22 protein-coding genes are annotated in these 19,538 nt (G+C 69.1%); 13 read left to right on the top strand and 9 right to left on the bottom strand.

The window, feature by feature from the left end:
* The first annotated feature begins 1 nt into the window (after position 1).
* The 3 genes from GCU42_RS11510 to GCU42_RS11520 are packed head-to-tail and all read left to right on the top strand — an operon-like array spanning position 2 to position 3,143.
* Complete coding sequence (locus tag GCU42_RS11510; RefSeq protein WP_114227637.1) at positions 2-877, top strand: SDR family NAD(P)-dependent oxidoreductase; 876 nt, start codon at positions 2-4, stop codon at positions 875-877.
* A gap of 2 nt (positions 878-879) precedes the next feature.
* Positions 880-2,160 (top strand): 3-phosphoshikimate 1-carboxyvinyltransferase, encoded by a 1,281-nt coding sequence (aroA, locus tag GCU42_RS11515; RefSeq protein ID WP_335341015.1) that lies wholly within the window; start codon positions 880-882, stop codon positions 2,158-2,160.
* Positions 2,157-3,143: a chorismate synthase gene (locus GCU42_RS11520; protein ID WP_114227639.1), complete on the top strand. Its 987-nt coding sequence runs from the start codon at positions 2,157-2,159 to the stop codon at positions 3,141-3,143. The genes aroA and GCU42_RS11520 overlap by 4 nt, the downstream gene beginning before the upstream one ends.
* Positions 3,144-3,241: 98 nt before the next feature.
* Here the strand turns inward: GCU42_RS11520 and paaD are convergent, their stop codons facing one another.
* The 3 genes from paaD to hppD form a co-directional block, all read right to left on the bottom strand.
* Positions 3,242-3,679 (bottom strand): 1,2-phenylacetyl-CoA epoxidase subunit PaaD, encoded by a 438-nt coding sequence (gene paaD, locus GCU42_RS11525; protein WP_114227640.1) that lies wholly within the window; start codon positions 3,677-3,679, stop codon positions 3,242-3,244.
* A gap of 73 nt (positions 3,680-3,752) precedes the next feature.
* A complete protein-coding gene (pcaF, locus tag GCU42_RS11530; RefSeq protein ID WP_114227641.1) occupies positions 3,753-4,955 on the bottom strand; it encodes a 3-oxoadipyl-CoA thiolase in 1,203 nt (400 codons plus the stop codon).
* Between the two features lie 125 nt (positions 4,956-5,080).
* Positions 5,081-6,166 carry a 4-hydroxyphenylpyruvate dioxygenase gene (hppD, locus tag GCU42_RS11535; protein WP_114227642.1) on the bottom strand — a complete coding sequence of 362 codons (1,086 nt, stop codon included), beginning with the start codon at positions 6,164-6,166 and terminating at the stop codon, positions 5,081-5,083.
* 87 nt (positions 6,167-6,253) lie between these two features.
* Between hppD and GCU42_RS11540 the strand changes: the two genes are divergently transcribed.
* Positions 6,254-6,502 (top strand): 4a-hydroxytetrahydrobiopterin dehydratase, encoded by a 249-nt coding sequence (locus GCU42_RS11540; RefSeq protein ID WP_114227643.1) that lies wholly within the window; start codon positions 6,254-6,256, stop codon positions 6,500-6,502.
* Here the strand turns inward: GCU42_RS11540 and GCU42_RS15100 are convergent.
* On the bottom strand, positions 6,496-6,648 hold the full coding sequence (locus tag GCU42_RS15100; RefSeq protein ID WP_168713121.1) for a hypothetical protein: 153 nt from the start codon (positions 6,646-6,648) through the stop codon (positions 6,496-6,498). The genes GCU42_RS11540 and GCU42_RS15100 overlap by 7 nt on opposite strands.
* Positions 6,649-6,708: 60 nt before the next feature.
* Here GCU42_RS15100 and GCU42_RS11545 point away from each other — a divergent pair, with 60 nt between their 5' ends.
* Together GCU42_RS11545 and GCU42_RS11550 are read left to right on the top strand one after the other, a co-directional pair.
* Positions 6,709-7,143 (top strand): hotdog fold thioesterase, encoded by a 435-nt coding sequence (locus tag GCU42_RS11545; RefSeq protein WP_240309437.1) that lies wholly within the window; start codon positions 6,709-6,711, stop codon positions 7,141-7,143.
* Between the two features lie 192 nt (positions 7,144-7,335).
* Positions 7,336-8,100 carry a phenylalanine 4-monooxygenase gene (locus GCU42_RS11550; protein WP_114227644.1) on the top strand — a complete coding sequence of 255 codons (765 nt, stop codon included), beginning with the start codon at positions 7,336-7,338 and terminating at the stop codon, positions 8,098-8,100.
* On the opposite strand, the gene GCU42_RS11555 is transcribed toward GCU42_RS11550, so the two are convergent.
* Together GCU42_RS11555 and serS are read right to left on the bottom strand one after the other, a co-directional pair.
* Positions 8,072-8,779, bottom strand: a complete 708-nt coding sequence (locus GCU42_RS11555) for an alpha/beta hydrolase (protein ID WP_114227645.1) — start codon at positions 8,777-8,779, stop codon at positions 8,072-8,074. The two genes, GCU42_RS11550 and GCU42_RS11555, sit on opposite strands and share 29 nt — an antisense overlap.
* Before the next feature lie 70 nt (positions 8,780-8,849).
* Positions 8,850-10,148 carry a serine--tRNA ligase gene (serS, locus tag GCU42_RS11560; protein WP_114227646.1) on the bottom strand — a complete coding sequence of 433 codons (1,299 nt, stop codon included), beginning with the start codon at positions 10,146-10,148 and terminating at the stop codon, positions 8,850-8,852.
* 172 nt (positions 10,149-10,320) lie between these two features.
* On the opposite strand from serS, the gene GCU42_RS11565 reads away from it, so the two are divergent.
* Together GCU42_RS11565 and crcB are read left to right on the top strand one after the other, a co-directional pair.
* On the top strand, positions 10,321-11,274 hold the full coding sequence (locus GCU42_RS11565) for a DUF808 domain-containing protein (RefSeq protein ID WP_114227647.1): 954 nt from the start codon (positions 10,321-10,323) through the stop codon (positions 11,272-11,274).
* The gene (gene crcB, locus GCU42_RS11570) at positions 11,271-11,642 is read left to right on the top strand and encodes a fluoride efflux transporter CrcB (protein WP_114227648.1); all 372 of its coding nucleotides are present in this window, start codon (positions 11,271-11,273) and stop codon (positions 11,640-11,642) included. The genes GCU42_RS11565 and crcB overlap by 4 nt, the downstream gene beginning before the upstream one ends.
* A gap of 8 nt (positions 11,643-11,650) precedes the next feature.
* On the opposite strand, the gene GCU42_RS11575 is transcribed toward crcB, so the two are convergent.
* From GCU42_RS11575 to coxB, 3 genes are all read right to left on the bottom strand, one after another.
* On the bottom strand, positions 11,651-12,601 hold the full coding sequence (locus GCU42_RS11575) for an alpha/beta hydrolase (protein WP_114227649.1): 951 nt from the start codon (positions 12,599-12,601) through the stop codon (positions 11,651-11,653).
* A gap of 130 nt (positions 12,602-12,731) precedes the next feature.
* Positions 12,732-14,411: a cytochrome c oxidase subunit I gene (gene ctaD, locus GCU42_RS11580; protein WP_114227650.1), complete on the bottom strand. Its 1,680-nt coding sequence runs from the start codon at positions 14,409-14,411 to the stop codon at positions 12,732-12,734.
* 14 nt (positions 14,412-14,425) lie between these two features.
* Positions 14,426-15,568, bottom strand: a complete 1,143-nt coding sequence (coxB, locus tag GCU42_RS11585; protein ID WP_114227651.1) for a cytochrome c oxidase subunit II — start codon at positions 15,566-15,568, stop codon at positions 14,426-14,428.
* A 178-nt stretch (positions 15,569-15,746) separates the two neighbouring features.
* Here coxB and pyrE point away from each other — a divergent pair, with 178 nt between their 5' ends.
* The 5 genes from pyrE to lepB are packed head-to-tail and all read left to right on the top strand — an operon-like array spanning position 15,747 to position 19,531.
* Positions 15,747-16,328, top strand: a complete 582-nt coding sequence (pyrE, locus tag GCU42_RS11590) for an orotate phosphoribosyltransferase (protein WP_114227652.1) — start codon at positions 15,747-15,749, stop codon at positions 16,326-16,328.
* Positions 16,329-16,378: 50 nt separating this feature from the next.
* The gene (locus GCU42_RS11595; RefSeq protein ID WP_162789207.1) at positions 16,379-17,464 is read left to right on the top strand and encodes a serine hydrolase domain-containing protein; all 1,086 of its coding nucleotides are present in this window, start codon (positions 16,379-16,381) and stop codon (positions 17,462-17,464) included.
* A gap of 31 nt (positions 17,465-17,495) precedes the next feature.
* The gene (locus GCU42_RS11600) at positions 17,496-18,224 is read left to right on the top strand and encodes a pyridoxine 5'-phosphate synthase (RefSeq protein ID WP_114227654.1); all 729 of its coding nucleotides are present in this window, start codon (positions 17,496-17,498) and stop codon (positions 18,222-18,224) included.
* On the top strand, positions 18,221-18,631 hold the full coding sequence (gene acpS, locus GCU42_RS11605; protein ID WP_114227655.1) for a holo-ACP synthase: 411 nt from the start codon (positions 18,221-18,223) through the stop codon (positions 18,629-18,631). Before GCU42_RS11600 ends, acpS begins: the two co-directional genes overlap by 4 nt.
* Entirely contained in the window at positions 18,632-19,531 is a 900-nt protein-coding gene (lepB, locus tag GCU42_RS11610; protein WP_420496912.1) for a signal peptidase I, read from the top strand.
* Positions 19,532-19,538: the final 7 nt, after the last annotated feature.

The following is a 19,538-nucleotide window of genomic DNA, read 5'->3' on the forward strand; positions in this document are numbered from 1 at the left end:
CATGGCCATTTCGCTTGAGGGCAGGACCGCGATCGTCACCGGCGCCGGCGGGGGCCTCGGCCGCTGCCACGCGCTGCTGCTGGCGCGCGCGGGCGCCAGGGTGATCGTCAACGACATTCCGCAGAACATCGGCCTGGCCGAGAAGGTGATGGAGGAAATCCTCAGCGCTGGCGGCAAGGCCTCGGCGTTCGGGGCGAGCGTCACCAATGAGGCCGCGGTGGCCGAGATGGTGGCAAAAGCGGGGGCGGTCGACATCCTCGTCAACAATGCCGGCATCCTGCGCGACAAGAGCTTCGCCAAGATGGACCTCGCCGACTTCCGGCTGGTGATGGACGTCCACCTGATGGGCAGCGTCATCTGCACCAAGGCGGTGTGGGACGGGATGCGCGAGCGCAATTACGGGCGGATCGTGATGACCACCTCGTCGAGCGGGCTCTACGGCAATTTCGGGCAGAGCAATTACGGCGCGGCGAAGATGGCGCTGGTCGGCTTCATGCAGACTCTCGCGCTGGAAGGCGCCAAGAACAATGTGAAGGTCAACTGCCTCGCGCCGACCGCGCGGACGGCGATGACCGAGGGGCTGTTGCCGCCGCAGGCGCTGGAGTTGCTCAAGCCCGAGTTCGTCAGCCCGGCGCTGCTCGCGCTGGTCGCCGAGGAAGCGCCGACGCGGACCATCCTCGCGGCGGGCGCGCAGGGGGTCGAGGCGGCGCAGATCACGCTGACCAAGGGCATTTCGATCAAGGGGCTCGACGACCTCGACGCCGGGCAGGTCATCCTCGACCGGTTGGGTGAGATCGGCGACCTCGCCACCGCGACCGTCCCGGGCTCGGGCATGGAGCAGGGGCAGGTCGAGCTCGGCAAGGCGCTCGGCGCCTGAAGCTGACGAGCCGCCCGTCGGGGCCGCTCGCCGGCCGCTTCGCCGTTCCCGGCGACAAGTCGCTGTCGCACCGCGCGCTGATCTTCGGCGCGCTGGCCGAGGGCGAGACGGTGGTCAGCGGGTTGCTCGAAAGCGCCGACGTGCTGGCCACGGCGCAGGCGCTGCGCGCGTTCGGGGTGCGGGTCGAGCAGTTCGGGCCGGGGCGCTGGCGGGTGATCGGAGGGCGCTGGCGAACCCCGGACGCGCCGATCGATTGCGGCAACAGCGGGACGAGCGCGCGATTGCTGATGGGCGCGGCGGCGGGGCAGGGAGTGAGCGCGACCTTCACCGGCGACGCCTCGCTGAGTCGCCGACCGATGGGACGGGTGCGGCGGCCGTTGGAGGCGATGGGCGTACGGTTCGAGGGCGGCGAGACATTGCCGCTGACGCTGCGCGGGCCGGTGACCCAGGGAATCGTGCACGTGAACGTGCCGGCGTCGGCGCAGGTCAAGTCGGCGGTGCTGCTCGCCGGGCTCGGCACCGACCAGCCGGTCAGCGTCACCGAGCCGGTGCCGAGCCGCGATCATAGCGAAATCATGCTGGCGGCGATGGGGGTCGACGTCGTTCGCGAGGGCGAGCGGGTCAGCCTCGGCGAGCGCCGCCAGCTCAAGCCCGCACTGATCCCGATCGCGGGCGATCCGTCGTCGGCCGCCTTTGCGCTCGCGGCGGCGGCGATCGTGCCCGGGTCGGAGGTGACCGCGCCTGACATGCTCCTGAACCCGCAGCGGAGCGGCTTCGTCATGGCGTTGCAGCGGATGGGCGCCGACGTCGCGCTGGCCAATGTGCGCGGGCAGGCGGGGGAGACGATCGGCGACGTACGGGTGCGATTCGGGCCGTTGTTCGGGGCCGAGTTCACGCCCGAGGAAATCCCCTCGATGGTCGACGAGATCCCGATCCTTGCGGTGCTCGCGGCTTGTGCACGGGGAGAGACGCGGATCGAGGGGCTCGACGAGCTTAGGCACAAGGAGAGCGACCGGCTGGCGCTGATGGCGGCGGGGCTGGCGGCGTGCGGGGTGGACGCGCGCGCCGAGGGCGATGCGCTGGTGATCACGGGCGGCGCGGTGCCGGGCGGGGCCGAAGTAGCGACCCACGGCGATCACCGGATCGCGATGGCGCATCTGGTGCTGGGGCTCGCCGCCGCGCAGCCGGTGACGGTCGACGAGGCGGAGATGATTTCGACCAGCTTCCCGACCTTCGTGACCGCGATGCGCGGGCTTGGCGCGGACATCAGGGAGGCGGCATGAGCTGGAACGGCTTCGGGCGGCTGCTGCGGCTGACGAGTTGGGGCGAGAGCCATGGGCCGGCGATCGGCGGGGTGCTCGACGGCTGCCCGCCGGGGATCGCGCTCGACGAGGCGCAGGTGCAGCATTTCCTCGATTTGCGGCGGCCGGGGACGGGCAAGAACGTCTCGCCGCGGCAGGAGCCCGACCGGGTGCGGCTGCTGTCGGGGATTTACGAGGGGCGGACGACGGGGACGCCGATCGGCTTCATGATCGACAATGTCGATGCGCGGTCAGGGGATTATGCCGGGCTGCCGTTCCGGCCGGGGCATGCCGACTTGGCCTATCAGCAGAAATACGGGCTGCGCGATCCGCGCGGCGGCGGGCGGGCAAGCGCGCGCGAGACCGCGATCCGGGTCGCCGGCGGGGCGATCGCGCGGCTGATCATCCCCGAGGTGACGATTATCGCGAAGGTGGTCGAGATTGGCGGCGAGGCTGACGGTAGCCGGTGGGAAGCGCTGCTCGACGAGGCGCGCGCGGCGGGCGACAGCCTTGGTGCGGTGATCGAGTGCGTCGCGGGCGGGGTGCCGGCGGGCTGGGGGGCGCCGGTCTATGGCAAGCTCGACGCCGATCTCGCGGGGGCGTGCATGGGGATCAATGCGGTCAAGGCGGTCGAGATCGGCGACGGCTTCGCGGCGGCGTGCCTGAAGGGCAGCGAGAATGCCGACGCGATCCGGAGCGGCGGGCGGTTCGACAGCAACCATGCGGGCGGGATCACCGGGGGCATCTCGACCGGGCAGGAGGTCGTCGTCCGCGTGGCGTTCAAGCCGACCTCGTCGATCCGGGTGCCGGTGCCGAGCGTGGACGAGGCCGGGAATGAGGTCGATGCGGTCACGCGGGGCCGGCACGATCCGTGCGTCGGGATCAGGGGCGCGCCGGTGGTCGAGGCGATGGTCGCGCTGGTGCTGGCGGATCACAAATTGCTGCACCGGGGGCAGTGCGGGTGATCAGGTCGTCATTGCGAGCATAGCGAAGCAATCCATAGCTCAGTCATGCGTCGACGCGGCCTGGATTGCTTCGCTTCGCTCGCAATAACGAAGAGGCGTCAGTGGCACTTGAAGCGGTCGAAGGGTTCGAGGCAGTCACGGCAGCGATACTGGCTCTTGCAGGGGGTCGAGCCGAAGCGGCTGATTTCCTCGACGTGATCTGAGCCGCATTGCGGGCAGGCGACCGCGCCCGAGGGCTCGGGCGGGGCGATGCCGTACTTCCGTAAGGCTTCGCGACCCTCGGGGGTGATCCACTCGGTGGTCCAGGGCGGGGCGATGGCGGTCTCGATCCGGACCGAGCGATAGCCAGCGGCGTCGAGCGCGGCGCGGATGCTCTGCTCGATCACCAGGGTGGCGGGGCAGCCCGAATAGGTCGGGGTGATGACGACGCGGTCGGCCGACACCTCGCGGACGATGCCGAGGTCGACCACCGAGATGACCGGGATCTCGGGGTCGGGGACTTCGCGGAGGACGTCCCAGAGGTTGTCCGTCGTCATTGCGAACCGCGGGTGAAGCAATCCATCGCCGCGATATGGATTGCTTCGCTCCGCTCGCAATGACGCGGGACCATCAGACCCGCTCGATCGCCATGGCAATGCCCTGGCCGACGCCGATGCACATGGTGGCGAGGGCGTAGCGGCCGCCGGTGCGCTGGAGTTCCTCGGTGGCGGTGAGGGCGAGGCGGGCGCCGCTCATGCCGAGCGGATGGCCGAGCGCGATGGCGCCGCCGTTGGGGTTCACGCGGGGGTCGTCGTCGGCGATGTTGAGTTGGCGGAGGACCGCGAGGCCCTGCGCGGCGAAGGCTTCGTTCAATTCGATCACGTCCATCTGGGCGAGGGTGAGGCCGAGGCGGGCGAGTAGCTTCTCGGTCGCCGGGGCGGGGCCGATGCCCATGATCCGCGGCGGCACGCCGGCGACCGCGGCGCCGAGCACGCGGGCGCGGGGGGTGAGGCCGTGGCGCTTCGCCATTTCCTCCGAGGCGACGATCAGCGCGGCGGCGCCGTCGTTGACGCCCGAGGCATTGCCCGCGGTGACGGTGCCGTCCTTGCGGACGATCGGCTTCAGCGCGGCGAGCTTGTCGAGGCCGGTGAGGCGGGGGTGCTCGTCCTTGTCGACGGTGGTGACCTCGCCCTTGCGGCCGGGGATGTCGACCGCGACGATCTCGGCGGCGAGGCGGCCGTTGGCTTGCGCGACGGCGGCCTTCTCCTGGCTGCGCTGGGCGAAGGCGTCCTGGTCTTCGCGGCTGATCGAGAAGTCGTCGGCGACATTCTCCGCGGTGCTCGGCATCGTGTCGTCGCCATAGGCGTCGCGCAGCTTCGGGTTGACGAAGCGCCAGCCGATGGTGGTGTCGTAGATTTCGGCGTTGCGGTCGAACGCCGATTGCGCCTTGGGGAGGACGAAGGGCGCGCGGCTCATGCTTTCGCTGCCGCCGGCGAGGATGAAGTCCTTGTCGCCACTCTTGATCGCGCGCGCCGCCATCGCGACGGCGTCGAGGCCCGAGCCGCACAGGCGATTGAGGGTCACGCCCCCGCTCTGGTGGGGCAGGCCGGCGAGGAGGCCGGCCATGCGCGCGAGGTTGCGATTGTCCTCGCCCGCCTGGTTGGCGCAGCCGAGGATGATGTCGTCGAGTTGCTCCCAGTCGGCTTTTGCGTTGCGCTCCATCAGGGCGCGGACGGGGATGGCGGCGAGGTCGTCGGCGCGGACCGAGGACAGCGCGCCGGCATAGCGGCCGATAGGGGTACGGACGGCGTCGCAGATGAAGGCTTGGGTCAAGTCGAATGTCTCTCAATCGCGCCGGGAGCAGTCGTCACCCCGGACTTGATCCGGGGTCCACCTGTCTGGCTTGATGCTGGGTCCAAAGAAGGTGGATCCCGGGTCAAGCCCGGGATGACGATGGACTATTCCGCCGAAATGACGCCGCGCCGAATCTGATCCAGCTCGATCGACTCGAACAGCGCCTTGAAATTGCCTTCGCCGAAGCCCTCGTTCCCCTTGCGCTGGATGATCTCGTAGAAGATCGGGCCGATCACGTTCTGGGTGAAGATCTGGAGGAGCAGGCCCTGGCCTTCGGTCGGGGCGCCGTCGACGAGGATCTTGCGCTTCTTGAGCTCGTGCAGCGGTTCGCCGTGGTCCTTCACGCGCTCGTCGAGCAGGTCGTAGTAGGTGTCGATCGTGTCCTGGAAGGGGATGCCGCGTTCGGACAGGATGTCGACGGATGCGTAGATGTCGTCGCTGCCGAGCGCGATGTGCTGGATGCCTTCGCCTTTGTATTCGCGGAGGAATTCCTCGATCTGGCTCTTGTCGTCCTGGCTCTCGTTCAGCGGGATACGGATCTTGCCGCAGGGACTGGTCATCGCCTTGGAGAAGAGGCCGGTGACCTTCCCTTCGATGTCGAAGTAGCGGATCTCGCGGAAGTTGAAGAGGCGCTCGTAGAACTCCGCCCAGTGCGCCATGCGGCCGCGGTGGACGTTGTGGGTGAGGTGGTCGAGGTAGACGAGGTGGGCGTTGGCGGTGCGTTCGGTCGCTTGCCACTCGGGCTCGAAGGTGAAGCTGTCCTCATACCAGTTGCCGGCGGCGCCGTAGCGGTCGACGAGGTAGAGGCGCGAGCCGCCGATGCCCTCGATCGCGGGGGCGCCGAGGCCGCCATGGCTGGCGTCGGTCGCGCCCAGTTCGAGCGCGCGGGCGTGGGCCTTGGCGGCGTCCTTGACGCGGAAGGCCATCGACACCGCCGAAGGGCCATGGTCGCGCGCGAAGTCGGCGGCGTGGCCCTCGGTCTCGGCGTTGATGAGGAAGTTGATGTCGCCCTGGCGGTGGAGGGTGATGTCGGCCGAGCGGTGGCGCGCGACGACCGGGAAGCCGAGCTTCGAGAACAGCGAGCGCAGCAGCTCGGGGTCGGGGGCGGCGAATTCGACGAATTCGAAGCCGTCGGTGCCCATCGGGTTCTCGAGCCCGAGCGGCGACAGCTCGGCGGTGGCGGTGGCCATGATGATACTCCTCTTACCTGGCGCCGTCCCTGCTCCGCTTGACGCGGGCTTTCAAGCGCGCGCAAGGCCAGCGGGAGGAGACAGGCGGTGAACCAGGCGACGGGTTGGATCGAACGCGACGGGGCGTTGCACCGCAGCTTCCGCTTCGCCGACTTCAGCGCGGCCTTCGCTTTCCTGACCCGGGTCGCGCTCCATGCCGAGAAGGTCGACCATCATCCCGAGTTCACGTCCGTGTGGAACCGGGTCGACTTCCGGCTAACCAGCCACGACGCCGGCGGGGTGACGGACCGCGACCGCGCGCTGGCGCAGGCGATCGACGACCTCGCCGCTCAGTAGGAGCCCGCGCCCTCGGCCTTGTTCTTGTTGTGGCCGATCACCGCGCCGACGATCCCGCCGATGATCGGTCCGACGATCGGCAGCGGGATGGCGATCAGCGCGCCGACCGCGGCATATTTCGCGATCCGCTTGTTCTCGGGGGTCATGGGCGAGCGCTCCGTTTCGTGCCACTAGCGCGGCAGGTTCATCGTTCACGGAGACATGGGGTGGAGATCTGGCAGCGCAAGGATATCGACCTCGAGGCCGTGACGCGGATGGGCGCGGCGAGCATGCCGGGCCACCTCGGGATCGAATTCACCCAGATGGGCGACAATTGGCTCGAGGCGCGGATGCCCGTCGACCGGCGCACGCACCAGCCGTTCGGGCGGCTGCACGGCGGTGCGTCGGTGGCGCTGGCCGAGACGGTTGCCTCGATGGCCGGCGCGCTGGCGGTCGACCCGGCCGAGAAGATCGTTGTCGGGCTGGAAATCAACGCCAACCACATCCGCGCCGCGCGCGAAGGGTGGGTGACCTGCCGCGCGACCAACGAGGCGCTCGGCCGGACGACTCAGGTGTGGACGATGCGGATCACCGACGACGCCGGCAAGCTGGTCTGCCTGTCGCGGATCACGCTGGCGGTGATTCCCATCCAGCAGGCCTGAACGGGGCGGCCATTGCGCGTTCAGGCGCGGCGTGGCATTTGGCCCGTGATGATCCGCACGATCGCCCTTGCCGTTACTTATTATCCGCCCGCGGTGGAGGTCGGCTGACGCCTGTTCGTCACCGCCGCCCCACCGCACCCCGTCAGGCCCAGGCCCGGCGGGGTTTTTTAATGCCCTTCAAAGGACAAGCCCATGTTCAAGACCTTTACCGCCGACGATGCCAACACCCCCGCCGCGTGGCAGCGCCATGTCATCGACCAGGGCTGGGCAGGGTTCACCGCCGACGATCACCAGGTGTGGGACACGCTCTATGCGCGGCAGGTCGAGTTGCTGCGCGGGCGGGTGGTGAGCGAGTTCTTCGACGGGCTGGCGCTGCTCGACCTCGGCGCGGGCGGGGTGCCCGAGCTGGGGCGGTTGAACGCGAAGCTGGCGCCGCTGACCGGGTGGCGCTGCGTCGCGGTGCCGGGGCTGGTGCCCGACGACGCCTTTTTCGCGATGCTTAGCGAGCGGGTGTTTCCGGTCGGCGACTTCATCCGCCGCCGCGACCAGCTCGACTATCTCGAGGAGCCCGACTGCTTCCATGACATCTTCGGCCATGTGCCGATGCTGGCGCACCCCGGGATGGCGGACGCGATGCAACGCGCGGGCGAAATGGGACAGGCGGCGATCGCGGCCGGGCGGGGCGAGTGGATCGCGCGGCTCTACTGGCACACGATCGAGTTCGGGCTGTGCCGCGAGGGGCTTGAGACGCGCATCCTCGGCGCGGGGCTGGCGTCGAGCTTCGGCGAGGCGCGGCAGAGTCTCGAGGACGAGGGCATCGCGCGGCGGCGGTTCGACCTGACGGAGGCCACCGCCGCGCCTTACCGGCACGACGCGATGCAGCCGGCTTACTTCGTGGCCGACTCGCTGGAGGCGGTGATCGCGACGATCATGGGGGCGTCAGTCCCCGCGCGGTGAGGAAGGCGTGAGTGGCGGCGACCACGGCGCGGGTGCCGCGGCTGCTGACCGCGAAGCCCATGTGGGTGCAGTCGAGCTCGACCGCTTCGTCGCGTTCCTCGGGCAGACCGTAGGCCGAGCGCGGGGCGACGATGCCGTCGCGGCGCGACCACAGGGCCAGCGTCGGCACCGGCGGCTTGGCGTGGTTGCGCTCGATCGGCGGGGCGTCGACCTTGTGACGCGTCACCAGTTCGTACAGCCGCCAGACGTTGTTCCAGTGCGGGTCGCCGCTGAAGGGCGAGCCCAGCGTCACCACCGCCAGCGCGTCGGTCGGCACCTCGCGCGCCAGCTCGCGGGCGAAGACGCCGCCGAGGCTCCAGCCGACCAGCAGCACCGGCTCGCCCGCGCTGAACGCTTCGAACCGCTCGCGCAGGAGGCGGATGGTGTCGGCCTTGGCGCCGCTGTTGAGCCCCAGCTCCCACCCCGCGGTGCGCCAGCCGGCGTCGGCGAAGGCCTGGCGCAGCGCGGCAGTCGAGCGGTCGCTGGCGAGGAAGCCGGGGAGGACGAGGCACTTGGGGCCGCCCGCCGGACCGAGCGGGCCGACCGGCAGGAACGCTTTCCAGGCGCGGGGGACGAACGCCGCAATCTCCGCCACGCGCGCGGTGGCCGGGGGCGGGCGGGTGTCGTGATCTTCCGTCATTGCGAGCCGCAGGCGAAGCAATCCATCGGCGCGGCGGAATGGATTGCTTCGCTTCGCTCGCAATGACGAATCAAAGGAATTCGCCGCCCATCAGCGGTTGGAGCGCGGCGGGGAGGCGGACGCGGCCGTCCTCGGTCTGGTGGTTCTCGAGCAGGGGCACGAGGATGCGGGGGGACGCGAGCGCGGTGTTGTTGAGGGTGTGGGCGAAGCGGACCTTGCCGTCGGCGTCGCGGTAGCGGAGGTTGGCGCGGCGCGCCTGCCAGTCGTGGAGGGTCGAGCAGCTGTGGGTCTCGCGATACTTAGCCAGCGAGGGAACCCAGCTCTCGATGTCGTTCATGCGATACTTGCCCAGCCCCATGTCGCCGGTCGAAGTTTCGATCACCTGGTAGGGAATCTCGAGGTCGGTCAGCAGCCCTTCGGCGAGGCTGAGGAGGCGCGAGTGCCACTCGGCCGAGACCGCCTCGTCGGCTTCGCAGATGACATATTGCTCGACCTTGAGGAACTGGTGGACGCGCAGCAGGCCGCGGACGTCGCGGCCGGCGCTGCCTGCCTCGCGGCGGAAGCAGGGCGAGGTGCCGGCATAGAGGACGGGGCCGTTCGACAGGTCGAGGATCTCGCCCGAGTGCAAGGAGGTCAGCGCGACCTCGGCGGTGCCGGCGAGCCAGAGGTCGTCGTTGGGGAGCTGGTAGGTCTCCTCGCGGTGGCCGGGGAACTGGCCCTGGCGGACGAAGGCGTCCTCGCGGGTCAGCGCGGGGACGGTGATCGGGGTGAAGCCGGCGGCGGCGATCTTCTGCAGCGCCCAGTTCATCAACACGCCCTCGAGCAGGGCGAGGCGACCTTTCAGGCAATATTGGCGGCTGCCCGCGACCTGGACGATGCGGGTCAAGTCCGCCCAGTCGTTGCGCTCGATCAGCTCGACATGGTCGAGAGGGGTAAAGCCGAAGTCGCGCGGGGCGCCTTCGGTGCGGATGACCGTGTTGAAGCTCTCGTCGGGGCCGACCGGGGCGCCGTCCCACGGGATGTTGGGGAGGCGGAGGAGGAGTTCGCGGAGCGCTGCTTGTCGGTCGGCGAAAAGGTCTTCCTGCTCTTTGATCAGCGGGCCTGTGAGCTTGCTCTGCTCCTTTAGCTGTTCGACTTCAGCTTTGGTGTCGTCGCTGAGACCACCTGATCTACCAGCCGCAGCGAACGATCGCTTGATCTGATCTGATAATCGATTGCGCTCGGCCTGAAGGCGATTGAGTTCCTGCTGCGCCGCCCGCGCCTCGCCATCGAGCGTCAGCAGCGCGTCGAGGTCGATCGCGACATTCTTCTGCGCGGCGGCCTTGGCCACGGCGTCACGGTTCTGGCGGATGAAATCGAGGCTCAGCATGGGGGCGTCGGATGGGGGATTATGGGCGAGGTGGCAAGTTTCGCTCGTCCTGAGCAGAGCGTAGCGTCGTCGAAGGGCGTTTCGCGACGCGCCCCTCGACTGCGGTCCTGCGGACCTCCGCTCGGGACGAGCGGGATTGTGGAGCGAGAACTCCATCGCCTAAGACCCGGACATGCCCTCCGGACTGATCGCCCTGCTCGACGATGTCGCCGCCATCGCCAAGCTCGCCGCCTCGAGCCTCGACGATGTCGGGGCGGCGGTCGGCAAGGCGGGGAGCAAGGCGGCGGCCGTGGTGATCGACGATACCGCGGTGACCCCGCGCTACGTCACCGGGCTGACCCCCGACCGCGAGCTGCCGATCATCGGCAAGATCGCGGTGGGGAGCTTGCGCAACAAGCTGCTGATCATCCTCCCGGTGGCGCTGACGCTGGCGGCGGTGGCGCCGTGGGCGATCACCCCGATCCTGATGCTCGGCGGGACCTATCTGTGCTTCGAGGGCGCCGAGAAGCTGTGGGAGAAACTGTCGGGCGAGCACCATGACGAGGCCGCGCTGGCCGAGGTCGAGGACCCCGCCGAGCTCGAGCGGCGGCAGGTCGCGGGGGCGATCCGCACCGACTTCATCCTCTCGGCCGAGATCATGGTGATCGCGCTGTCGAGCCTCGAGGTGTCGAGCTTCTGGACCCGCGCGCTGGCGCTGGTGCTGGTCGGGATCGTCATCACCATCGCGGTCTATGGCGCGGTCGGGCTGATCGTGAAACTGGACGACATCGGCCTCCACCTCGCCAAGCGCGGGGGCAAGCTGCGCCATCCCGGGCTGCTGCTGGTGCGCGGGGTGCCCAAGCTGCTCAGCGCGCTGTCGACCATCGGGACCGCGGCGATGCTGTGGGTCGGCGGGCAGATCCTGCTCCACGGGCTCGAGCAACTGCACGTCCTGACCGCGCTGCCGCATGCGGTTCATCACCTCGCCGAGGCGGGGGCGGCGCTGCTCGGTTTCTGGCAGCCGGTGTGGAATTGGCTGATCTATGCGCTCGGCTCGGCGGTGGTCGGGAGCGTGGTCGGCGCGATCGTGGTCGCGATTCTGCACCTCGTGCCCCATCGCAAGCCCAAGGTGGAGGCGGCGTCGTGAACCCGTTGCTGGTGTTCCTCGGCGGCGGGCTCGGCGCGGTCGCGCGTTACGGGGTCAACCGGCTCGGGATGCTCTGGTTCGGGCCGACCGTCCCGGCGGGAACGCTGACGGTGAACATCCTCGGCTCGTTCGCGATGGGGCTGCTCGCCGCGCTGCTGGCCGAAGGGCCGGCGGCGAGCCAGCCGTGGCGGCTGTTCCTCGCCACCGGGGTGCTCGGCGGCTTTACCACCTTTTCCGCCTTCAGCCTCGACGCACTGACGCTGTGGCAGCGCGGGCAGCCGGGCGCCGCCGCGCTCTACGTCGTGGGTTCGGTGCTGCTGTCGCTCGCCGCCATCGCGCTGGGGTTCGCGGCGGCGCGGCTGGCCTGACGCCAGCCTCAGCGGCGCAGAACGGCCAGGCGGTCGAGCCAGCCGGCCAGGAGCGCCGGCCAGCCGTCCACCGCCCCACCCGAGGGCCGGAAGCCGAAGGCGTGGCCACCGCTCGCGAAGAGATGCACTTCGGCGGGGACGTTCGCCTCGGCAAGCGCGCGGGCATATTGGGTGCTGCCGCAGATGGGGTCGGTCGGATCGTCCCACGCCTGCAGGAGGAAGGTCGGCGGGGTCGCCCTGGTCACCCTAATCTTGGCGACCAGCGACTTGCCGTCGCGGCAGAGGTGACCGGGGTAGAGCGCGATGGCGAAATCGGGGCGGCTGTTCAGGCGGTCGGCGGCGTCGACCGGGGGGTAGGTCGGCGCGACGATGGTGCTGGTCTCGGCGACCAGATAGCCGCCCGCCGAAAAGCCCATCACCCCGATGCGGTGCGGATCGATGCCGAGGCTGCCGGCCCGCGCCCGGACCAGACGGATCGCCCGCTGCGCGTCCTGCAGCGCGGTCGGATGTCTTGGCTCGAGACCGCAATCGCACCTGGGGTCGTAATGGTGGTCGCTGCCCGGCACGCGATATTTGACCAGCGCGCAGGTGAAGCCACGCGCCGTCAGCCAGTCACAGGCCTCGGTGCCCTCGAGGTCGATCGCCAATTGCTGGAATCCGCCGCCGGGAAAGACCAGCACCGCCGAACGCCGGCTCGGCCCGCGTGGCGGGAAGATCGTCAGGGACGGGCGGGCCACGTCGTAGACGCCGGTGACGGGACGGCCCGCGAAGCGCTTGGGGTTGGTGCCCGTCTCGCTATGCTCGGGCCGGGCCGGACTGTCGGCATGGTTGGGGGGAAGGCCGGGCCATAACGGCTGCTGCACCAGCCCGCGCGGCGCCTGCCACTGCCCGCCGATCAGCGGCGGCGCGGCGGCGGCGGCGAGGGCGATGGGCAGGACGGCGGCGAGCAGGATGCGCATCGTGGCAGTGGAGCGCGCGCCATCCGCTCGGGCAAGCGAAATTGGCGACGCTGTGGGCGCTTGTGACCCCCACAGCAAAACGCCCCGGCGGTGAGGCCGGGGCGTTTCGTTTGGGTCGTGGCCTTCTCGCTCAGTCGATCCGCGGGAGCGTCTCGAACTGGTGGAAGGGCGGCGGGCTCGGCAGGGTCCACTCGAGCGTGGTGGCGCCTTCGCCCCAGGGGTTGTCCGGCGCCTTCTTGCCCGCGGCGAGCGACCAGAAGACGTTGACGAAGAACACCAGCATCGAGGCCGCGGTGATCTCGTAGCCGATGCTCGAGATCTTGTTCCAGTAAGCGAACGCCGGGGTGTAGTCCGGGATACGCCGCGGCATGCCGTCCAATCCGAGGAAGTGCTGCGGGAAGAAGATCACGTTGACGCCGGCGAACATGACCCAGAAGTGGATCTTGCCGAGCAGCTCATTGTACATCTTCCCGCTCATCTTCGGGAACCAGTAGTAGAAGCCCGCGAACAGGCCGAACACCGCGCCCAGCGACAGCACGTAGTGGAAGTGCGCCACCACGTAATAAGTGTCGTGGAGGTAGGTATCGACGCCGCCGTTCGAGAGGACGACGCCGGTAACGCCGCCGACGGTGAACAGGAAGATGAAGCCGATCGCCCACAGCATCGGCGTCTCGAACGAGATCGAGCCGCCCCACATGGTGGCGATCCAGCTGAAGATCTTCACGCCCGTCGGGACCGCGATGATCATGGTCGCGGCGGTGAAGTACATCTTCACGTTCACGTCGAGGCCGACGGTGAACATGTGGTGCGCCCACACGACGAACCCGACCACGCCGATCGCGACCATCGCGTAAGCCATGCCGAGGTAGCCGAACACCGGCTTGCGGCTGAAGGTCGAGACGACCTGGCTGACGATGCCGAACGCCGGCAGGATCATGATGTAGACTTCGGGGTGTCCGAAGAACCAGAACAGGTGCTGGTAGAGCACCGGATCACCGCCACCCGACGCGTCGAAGAAGCTGGTGCCGAAGTTGCGGTCGGTCAGCAGCATGGTGATCGCGCCCGCCAGCACCGGCAGCGCCAGCAGCAGCAGGAAAGCGGTGACCAGGATCGACCAGACGAACAGCGGCATCTTGTGCAGGGTCATCCCCGGCGCGCGCATGTTGAAGATGGTGGTGATGAAGTTGATCGCCCCGAGGATCGAGCTCGCGCCCGCCAGGTGGAGCGAGAAGATCGCCATGTCGACCGCGGGCCCGGACGAGCCGCTCGTCGACAAGGGTGCGTAGACCGTCCAGCCGGTGCCCGCGCCGAGGCCGGTGCCCCCCGACACGAAGGTCGAGCCCAGGAGCAGGATGAACGCCGGGACGAGCAGCCAGAAGCTGATGTTGTTCATCCGCGGGAAGGCCATGTCGGGTGCGCCGATCATGATCGGCACGAACCAGTTGGCGAAGCCGCCGATCATCGCCGGCATGACCATGAAGAAGACCATGATCAGGCCGTGGGCGGTGATCAGCACGTTCCAGTGGTGGAGCGCCTCGTCCATGTTGGCGGTGCCCGCGCCGAGCGGCCACGCCTTGGTCAGGATCTGGATGCCCGGCTCGGCCAGCTCGGCGCGCATGATGCCCGAGATGGCGCCGCCGATGATCCCCGCGCAGATGGCGAAGATCAGATAGAGCGTGCCGATGTCCTTGTGGTTGGTCGACATGAACCAGCGGGCGAAGAACGCCGGCTTGTGGTCCGCGTCATGGTGATGGTCGTGCGCCGGCGCCTCGTGGCCCGTCAGCGGAAGATTGTCTGCGGTGGTAGCCATGATGGGGTCCGCTCTTACTTGTTGGCGGTCGCGCGATTGGCGACGTTGGGCTGGGTGGCGCCGGGAGCGGCGGGCGCTGCGCTACCGGGAACGGTAGCGGGCAGCGGCGCGGCGGCCGGGGTGACGTTGGTCGGGGTAACGGTGGTCGCCGCGGTGCTGTCGGGAGTGGCAGCCGGCTTCGCGCCGGGCATGGTGCCGCCCTTCGAGGCGACCCACTGGGCGTAACGCTCGGGGCTCACCACCTCGATCGCGATCGGCATGAAGCCGTGGCGCGCGCCGCACAGTTCGGAGCACTGGCCGAAGTAGACGCCCGGCCGGTCGACCTTGACCCAGGTCTCATTGAGGATGCCCGGGTTGGCGTCCATCTTCATCCAGAAGGCCGGCATGGCGAAGCTGTGGATGACGTCGTTCGAGGTGACGATGAACTTCACCACCTTGCCCGCCGGGATCACCAGCCGCTCATCGACCGCGAGCAGCTTGGGGCCATCGGCATCGGTGCGGAAGCGCGCGCCGGGGCCGGCGTCGGCCTTTTCCTTGAGCATATTCGAGACGACCTCGAACCCGCCGTTGTCGGGATATTGGTAGGTCCAGTACCACTGGTTGCCGATCACCTTGATGGTGAGGTCAGCCGGCGGCGGGCTGTACTGGTGGCGGATGAGGCGGATCGAGGGGATCGCGATCGCCACCAGGATGAGCACCGGGACCAAGGTCCACACCACCTCGATGAAGGTGTTGTGGCTGGTCCGCGACGGGGTCGGGTGGGCGCCGCGGCGGAAGCGGACGATGACGATCAGCAGCAGGCCGAGCACGAACACGCTGATGATCGCGCACAGCAGCAGCAGCCAGTTATTGTGGAAGGCGGCGGCCTCCTGCCCGACCGGAGTGACCTGGTCCTGGGTGCCGATGCGGCCGTCGGGCTCCCCGATGCCGGGGGTCGGCAGGGCATATTGGAAGGCCGGGCCGGTCGCCTTGGCGGCGGGCGTCGCGGGCGCGGCGGTCGGCGCTGCCGTCGGCGCGGCGGTGGTTGCCGGCGCCTGATTCGGCTGGGCCGCGGCCGGGGTCGCCGCACTCGTCGTCGGGGCGGCCGCGGGGGCCTGCGCGCTGAGCGGAGAGAGGCCGGCGACGGCCAGGGCGAGCGCCCAGGGGAAGAACTTCATCACGTTCCTTCAGGTCATTGACGGGCCGCCCCGTGTTCGCGGGAGGCAACGAAAGTGGCGGCCTTATAGGAGCGGACCGCCGCTCTCTCAAGCGCTTCGGCACGGTCATTGGTCCCGGTGTTGAAGCGGGGTCGCGCGGGGCTTATCAGCGCAGGCGAACGAGGGTGGGAACGTGGCCATGACCGACGCCGAGGTGCTCGACGAATTCCGTGCCGCCGGCGCGTTGCTGGAGGGGCATTTCATCCTCTCCTCGGGGCTGCGCTCCCCTCGTTACCTGCAGTGCGCGCGGGTGCTGATGGACCCGGCGCGGGCCGAGCGGCTGGCGCAGGCGCTCGCCGCCAAACTACCGGCCAGTGTTCGCGACGCGGTCGACGTGGTGGTCTCGCCGGCGATGGGCGGGGTGATCGTCGGCCACGAGATGGGCCGCGCCCTGGGCAAGCCGGCGATGTTCGTCGAGCGCCCGACCGGGACGTTCGAGCTGCGCCGCGGCTTCGCGCTCGAGGCGGGGCAGAGGGTGCTGATGGTCGAGGACGTGGTGACGACCGGCCTCTCGAGCCGCGAGGCGATGACGGCGATCGAGGCGGCCGGTGGCGAGGTGATCGGCGCGGCCGCGCTGGTCGACCGCTCGAACGGCGGGGTCGACCTCGGCGTCCCCTTCACCGCGCTGGTCGCGCTCGACGTGCCGACCTACGCGGCCGACGCGCTCCCGCCTGACCTCGCCGCCATCCCCGCGATCAAGCCCGGCAGCCGCGCGGCGTGATCCTGGCGGCCGTGGCAATGGCGGCCGCGAGTCCGACCGTCCACCTAAGGATGGTCGACCAGAAGTCCGCACCGGAAGTCCCGTATGACCGTATCGGGACCCAATTAAAGGCCGTGCAGCAACGCTACGATCTACACGGCGAATATGTGGTCAGCCGCGGGGGCGATAGCTGGCTGGTAGATACGATCCCGCACGACCCCAGCGACGCGGAAATCCGGCGCTATGGCCTTCTTCGCGCGCTGACCGCGCCGCGCCTGTGGCGATGGGCTTCCGTCACCAAGCAAGTCGTCGCGGTGCTCGTCATGCAGGAAGTCGCCGCCGGCCGGATCGGCCTGGATCGACCGGTCAGTGTTTACCTCCCCGGCTTTCGCAGCCCCAACGCATCGCTCGTCACGGTGCGCCAATTGCTTCGGCACCAGTCCGGCCTGCCAAACCCGGACAACACGGCCAAGGGCGCTGACGGGATGCCGTCTTATTATTCCGCGACCTATCGGGGCAGCCGCAATCCACTCACGGGCTATTGCGCCGGGCCAGTGGCGGGCCAACCGGGAGGGAAGTGGAGCTACAACAATTGCGATTACATCGTCGTGGGTGCCCTGCTTGAAAAGGTCACCGGCAAGCCCTGGCAGAAGCTTGTCGAGGAGCGGATTGCTCGGCCGCTAAAGCTCACCAGCCTGCACGCTTTTCCAACTTCCGAAATAACGGTCAGTGGGACTGTCGGCGGCAAGCCGGAGCCAAGCGTCGATTTCACGTCCTACGGGGCGTCGGCTGGGCTCTATGGGAGCGCAAAGGACCTCCTGTCGTTCGATCGAGCCCTGCTCGCGGGTAAGCTTCTGCCGCCAGCGCAACTCGCGGAGATGTGGGACGGTAAACCGGAGCTCGGCTCGATCGCGCTGGGGCAATGGTCGTTCAAAGCGCCCCTGTCCGGGTGCGCGGGGCCTGTCCGGATCATCGAGCGCCGGGGCGAAATTGGCGGGGTCCAGGTCCGCAACTTCATCCTTCCCCACCAGCGCACCTCGCTAGCCGTCTTCACCGATCGCGGCGGCGATGACTTTCCGTTCGGGGAGGTCTGGCAGGGTCAGGGCTTCGCTTACGACCTGCTCTCCGCCGCGGCCTGTCCGGCGCCCGCGAATTGAACAACGCCGGCGGCGCTGCCATGTCGCGGCGATGAATGAGCGCCTCCGCCTCGGGGTCAACATCGACCATGTCGCGACCATCCGCAACGCGCGCGGCGGGGACAATCCCGATCCGGTGCGGGCGGCGCTGCTGGCGTGCGCGGCGGGCGCCGACGGGATCACCGCCCACCTGCGCGAGGACCGCCGCCACATCACCGACCGCGACATCGACCGGCTGGCCGCCGAGCTGCCGGTGCCCTTGAACCTCGAGATGGCGGCGACGGCGGAGATGCTCGCCATCGCGCTCCGCCACCGGCCGCATGCCGCCTGCATCGTCCCCGAACGGCGCGAGGAGCGGACCACCGAGGGTGGGCTCGACGCCGCGGGGCAGTTCGCCGCGCTTCAGCCGTTGGTCGACGAGTTGCGGGCGGCGAACGTGCGGGTCAGCCTGTTTATCGAACCCGACGAGCGTCAGATCGACGCGGCCTTGCGGCTCGGCGCCCCGGTGGTCGAGCTTCACACCGGCCGCTACGCGCATCTCGCCGAGGCCGAACGGAGCCCGGAACTGAAACGCCTCGCCGACGCCGCCGCGCTTGCCGCCAAGAACGGGATCGAGGTCCACGCCGGGCACGGGCTGACCACCGACAACGTGACGCCGGTCGCCGCCATCCCGCAGCTTCGCGAGCTCAACATCGGCCATTATCTGATCGGCGAGGCGATCTTCGTCGGGCTGGAGCAGGCGATCCGCCAGATGCGCGCCGCGATGGAGTATGCGCGGTGATCATCGGCCTCGGCTCGGACCTGTGCAGCATCGAGCGGATCCAGGCGTCGCTCGACCGCTTCGGTGAGCGCTTCCTCAACCGCGTGTTCACCGATGCCGAGCGGGCCAAGGCGGCGCGGCGGCCGTTCACCGCGGCGGGGACGCTGGCCAAGCGCTTCGCCGCCAAGGAGGCCTTCTCGAAGGCGGTCGGGACCGGGTTCAAGCGCGGCGTGTTCATGAAGGATATCGGGGTTGTTAATGCGCCCTCGGGTAAGCCGACGCTGGTGCTGACCGGCGGCGCCCGCGCGCGGCTTGACGCCCTCACGCCGGCAGGCCACGCGGTCGAGGTCCATCTGACCATGACCGACGACCATCCCTGGGCCCAGGCGTTCGTGATATTGGAAGCCCGCAAGCTGGAGCGTGATTGAGTGACCGAGCCAAGCCTGACCGCCGACCCGGCCGCGCCGCCGCCCGTGGCCGAAACCCCGGCGGGCGACCCCGCCACGGCGCCGGACAAGGGTTCGGCGCTGTGGCGCGAGATCAAGGGGCTGTTCTGGGTGCTGCTGGCGGTGCTGGCGTTCCACAGCCTGGTCGCCAAGCCCTTCTACATCCCGTCCGAATCGATGATGCCGGGGCTGCTCAAGGGCGACCGGCTGGTGGTCAGCAAATATCCCTACGGCTGGTCGTGGGTGAGCCCGAGCTTCCACGTCCTGCCGGCAATGCAAGGGCGATTGTTCGGGCATCTGCCCAAGGCGGGCGACGTGGTGATCGTCACCCCGCCGGGCGCGACCGAGGATTATATCAAGCGCGCGATCGGCCTGCCCGGCGACACGGTCGAGGTGCGCGGGGGGCACCTCATCCTCAACGGCAAGGAAGTGAAGCGCGAGATCCGGCCGCCGGCGATGGTGCCGGTCGACGACAATGCGCCGTGCGGGATCCAGTTCGCCGGCTATCTGGTCCAGGCCTCGGACGGCAAGAGCTACTGCCGCCTGCCGATCGTCCGCGAGACGCTGCCCAACGGGGTCAGCTATGACACGATCGACCTCGGCGACAGCCCGGGCGACAATTACGGGCCGGTCACCGTGCCTGCCGACCATGTCTTCTTGATGGGTGACAACCGCGACCGCAGCGCCGACAGCCGCTTCTCGGCCGGCGCGCCCGAGTTCGGCCTGGGCGGACCGGTGCCGTGGGAGAATATCGGCGGCCGCGCCGAGTTCATCACCTTCAGCCTCGACGGCAGCACCCAGCTGTTCAACCCCTTGAGCTGGGTCGAGGCGCTGCGCCCCGGCCGCGCGGGGACGTCGCTCCGGGCGCACCAGGGCAGCTAGGCGGCGA

This window comes from Sphingomonas ginsengisoli An et al. 2013, assembly GCF_009363895.1.
Taxonomy (GTDB): domain Bacteria; phylum Pseudomonadota; class Alphaproteobacteria; order Sphingomonadales; family Sphingomonadaceae; genus Sphingomicrobium; species Sphingomicrobium ginsengisoli.

Bases quoted from the DNA above. Each gene is read 5' to 3' on its own strand.
- paaD (WP_114227640.1), bottom strand. From the start codon at position 3,679: ATGACGACGGACAACCTCTGGGACGTCCTCCGCGAAGTCCCCGACCCC.
- hppD (WP_114227642.1), bottom strand. From the start codon at position 6,166: ATGGCCACCGCCACCGCCGAGCTGTCGCCGCTCGGGCTCGAGAACCCG.
- GCU42_RS11555 (WP_114227645.1), bottom strand. From the start codon at position 8,779: ATGACGGAAGATCACGACACCCGCCCGCCCCCGGCCACCGCGCGCGTG.
- serS (WP_114227646.1), bottom strand. From the start codon at position 10,148: ATGCTGAGCCTCGATTTCATCCGCCAGAACCGTGACGCCGTGGCCAAG.
- GCU42_RS11550 (WP_114227644.1), top strand. From the start codon at position 7,336: ATGTTCAAGACCTTTACCGCCGACGATGCCAACACCCCCGCCGCGTGG.
- GCU42_RS11510 (WP_114227637.1), top strand. From the start codon at position 2: ATGGCCATTTCGCTTGAGGGCAGGACCGCGATCGTCACCGGCGCCGGC.
- GCU42_RS11575 (WP_114227649.1), bottom strand. From the start codon at position 12,601: ATGCGCATCCTGCTCGCCGCCGTCCTGCCCATCGCCCTCGCCGCCGCC.
- GCU42_RS11565 (WP_114227647.1), top strand. From the start codon at position 10,321: ATGCCCTCCGGACTGATCGCCCTGCTCGACGATGTCGCCGCCATCGCC.
- GCU42_RS15100 (WP_168713121.1), bottom strand. From the start codon at position 6,648: ATGACCCCCGAGAACAAGCGGATCGCGAAATATGCCGCGGTCGGCGCG.
- GCU42_RS11595 (WP_162789207.1), top strand. From the start codon at position 16,379: ATGGTCGACCAGAAGTCCGCACCGGAAGTCCCGTATGACCGTATCGGG.
- ctaD (WP_114227650.1), bottom strand. From the start codon at position 14,411: ATGGCTACCACCGCAGACAATCTTCCGCTGACGGGCCACGAGGCGCCG.
- GCU42_RS11520 (WP_114227639.1), top strand. From the start codon at position 2,157: ATGAGCTGGAACGGCTTCGGGCGGCTGCTGCGGCTGACGAGTTGGGGC.
- coxB (WP_114227651.1), bottom strand. From the start codon at position 15,568: ATGAAGTTCTTCCCCTGGGCGCTCGCCCTGGCCGTCGCCGGCCTCTCT.
- GCU42_RS11600 (WP_114227654.1), top strand. From the start codon at position 17,496: ATGAATGAGCGCCTCCGCCTCGGGGTCAACATCGACCATGTCGCGACC.
- pyrE (WP_114227652.1), top strand. From the start codon at position 15,747: ATGACCGACGCCGAGGTGCTCGACGAATTCCGTGCCGCCGGCGCGTTG.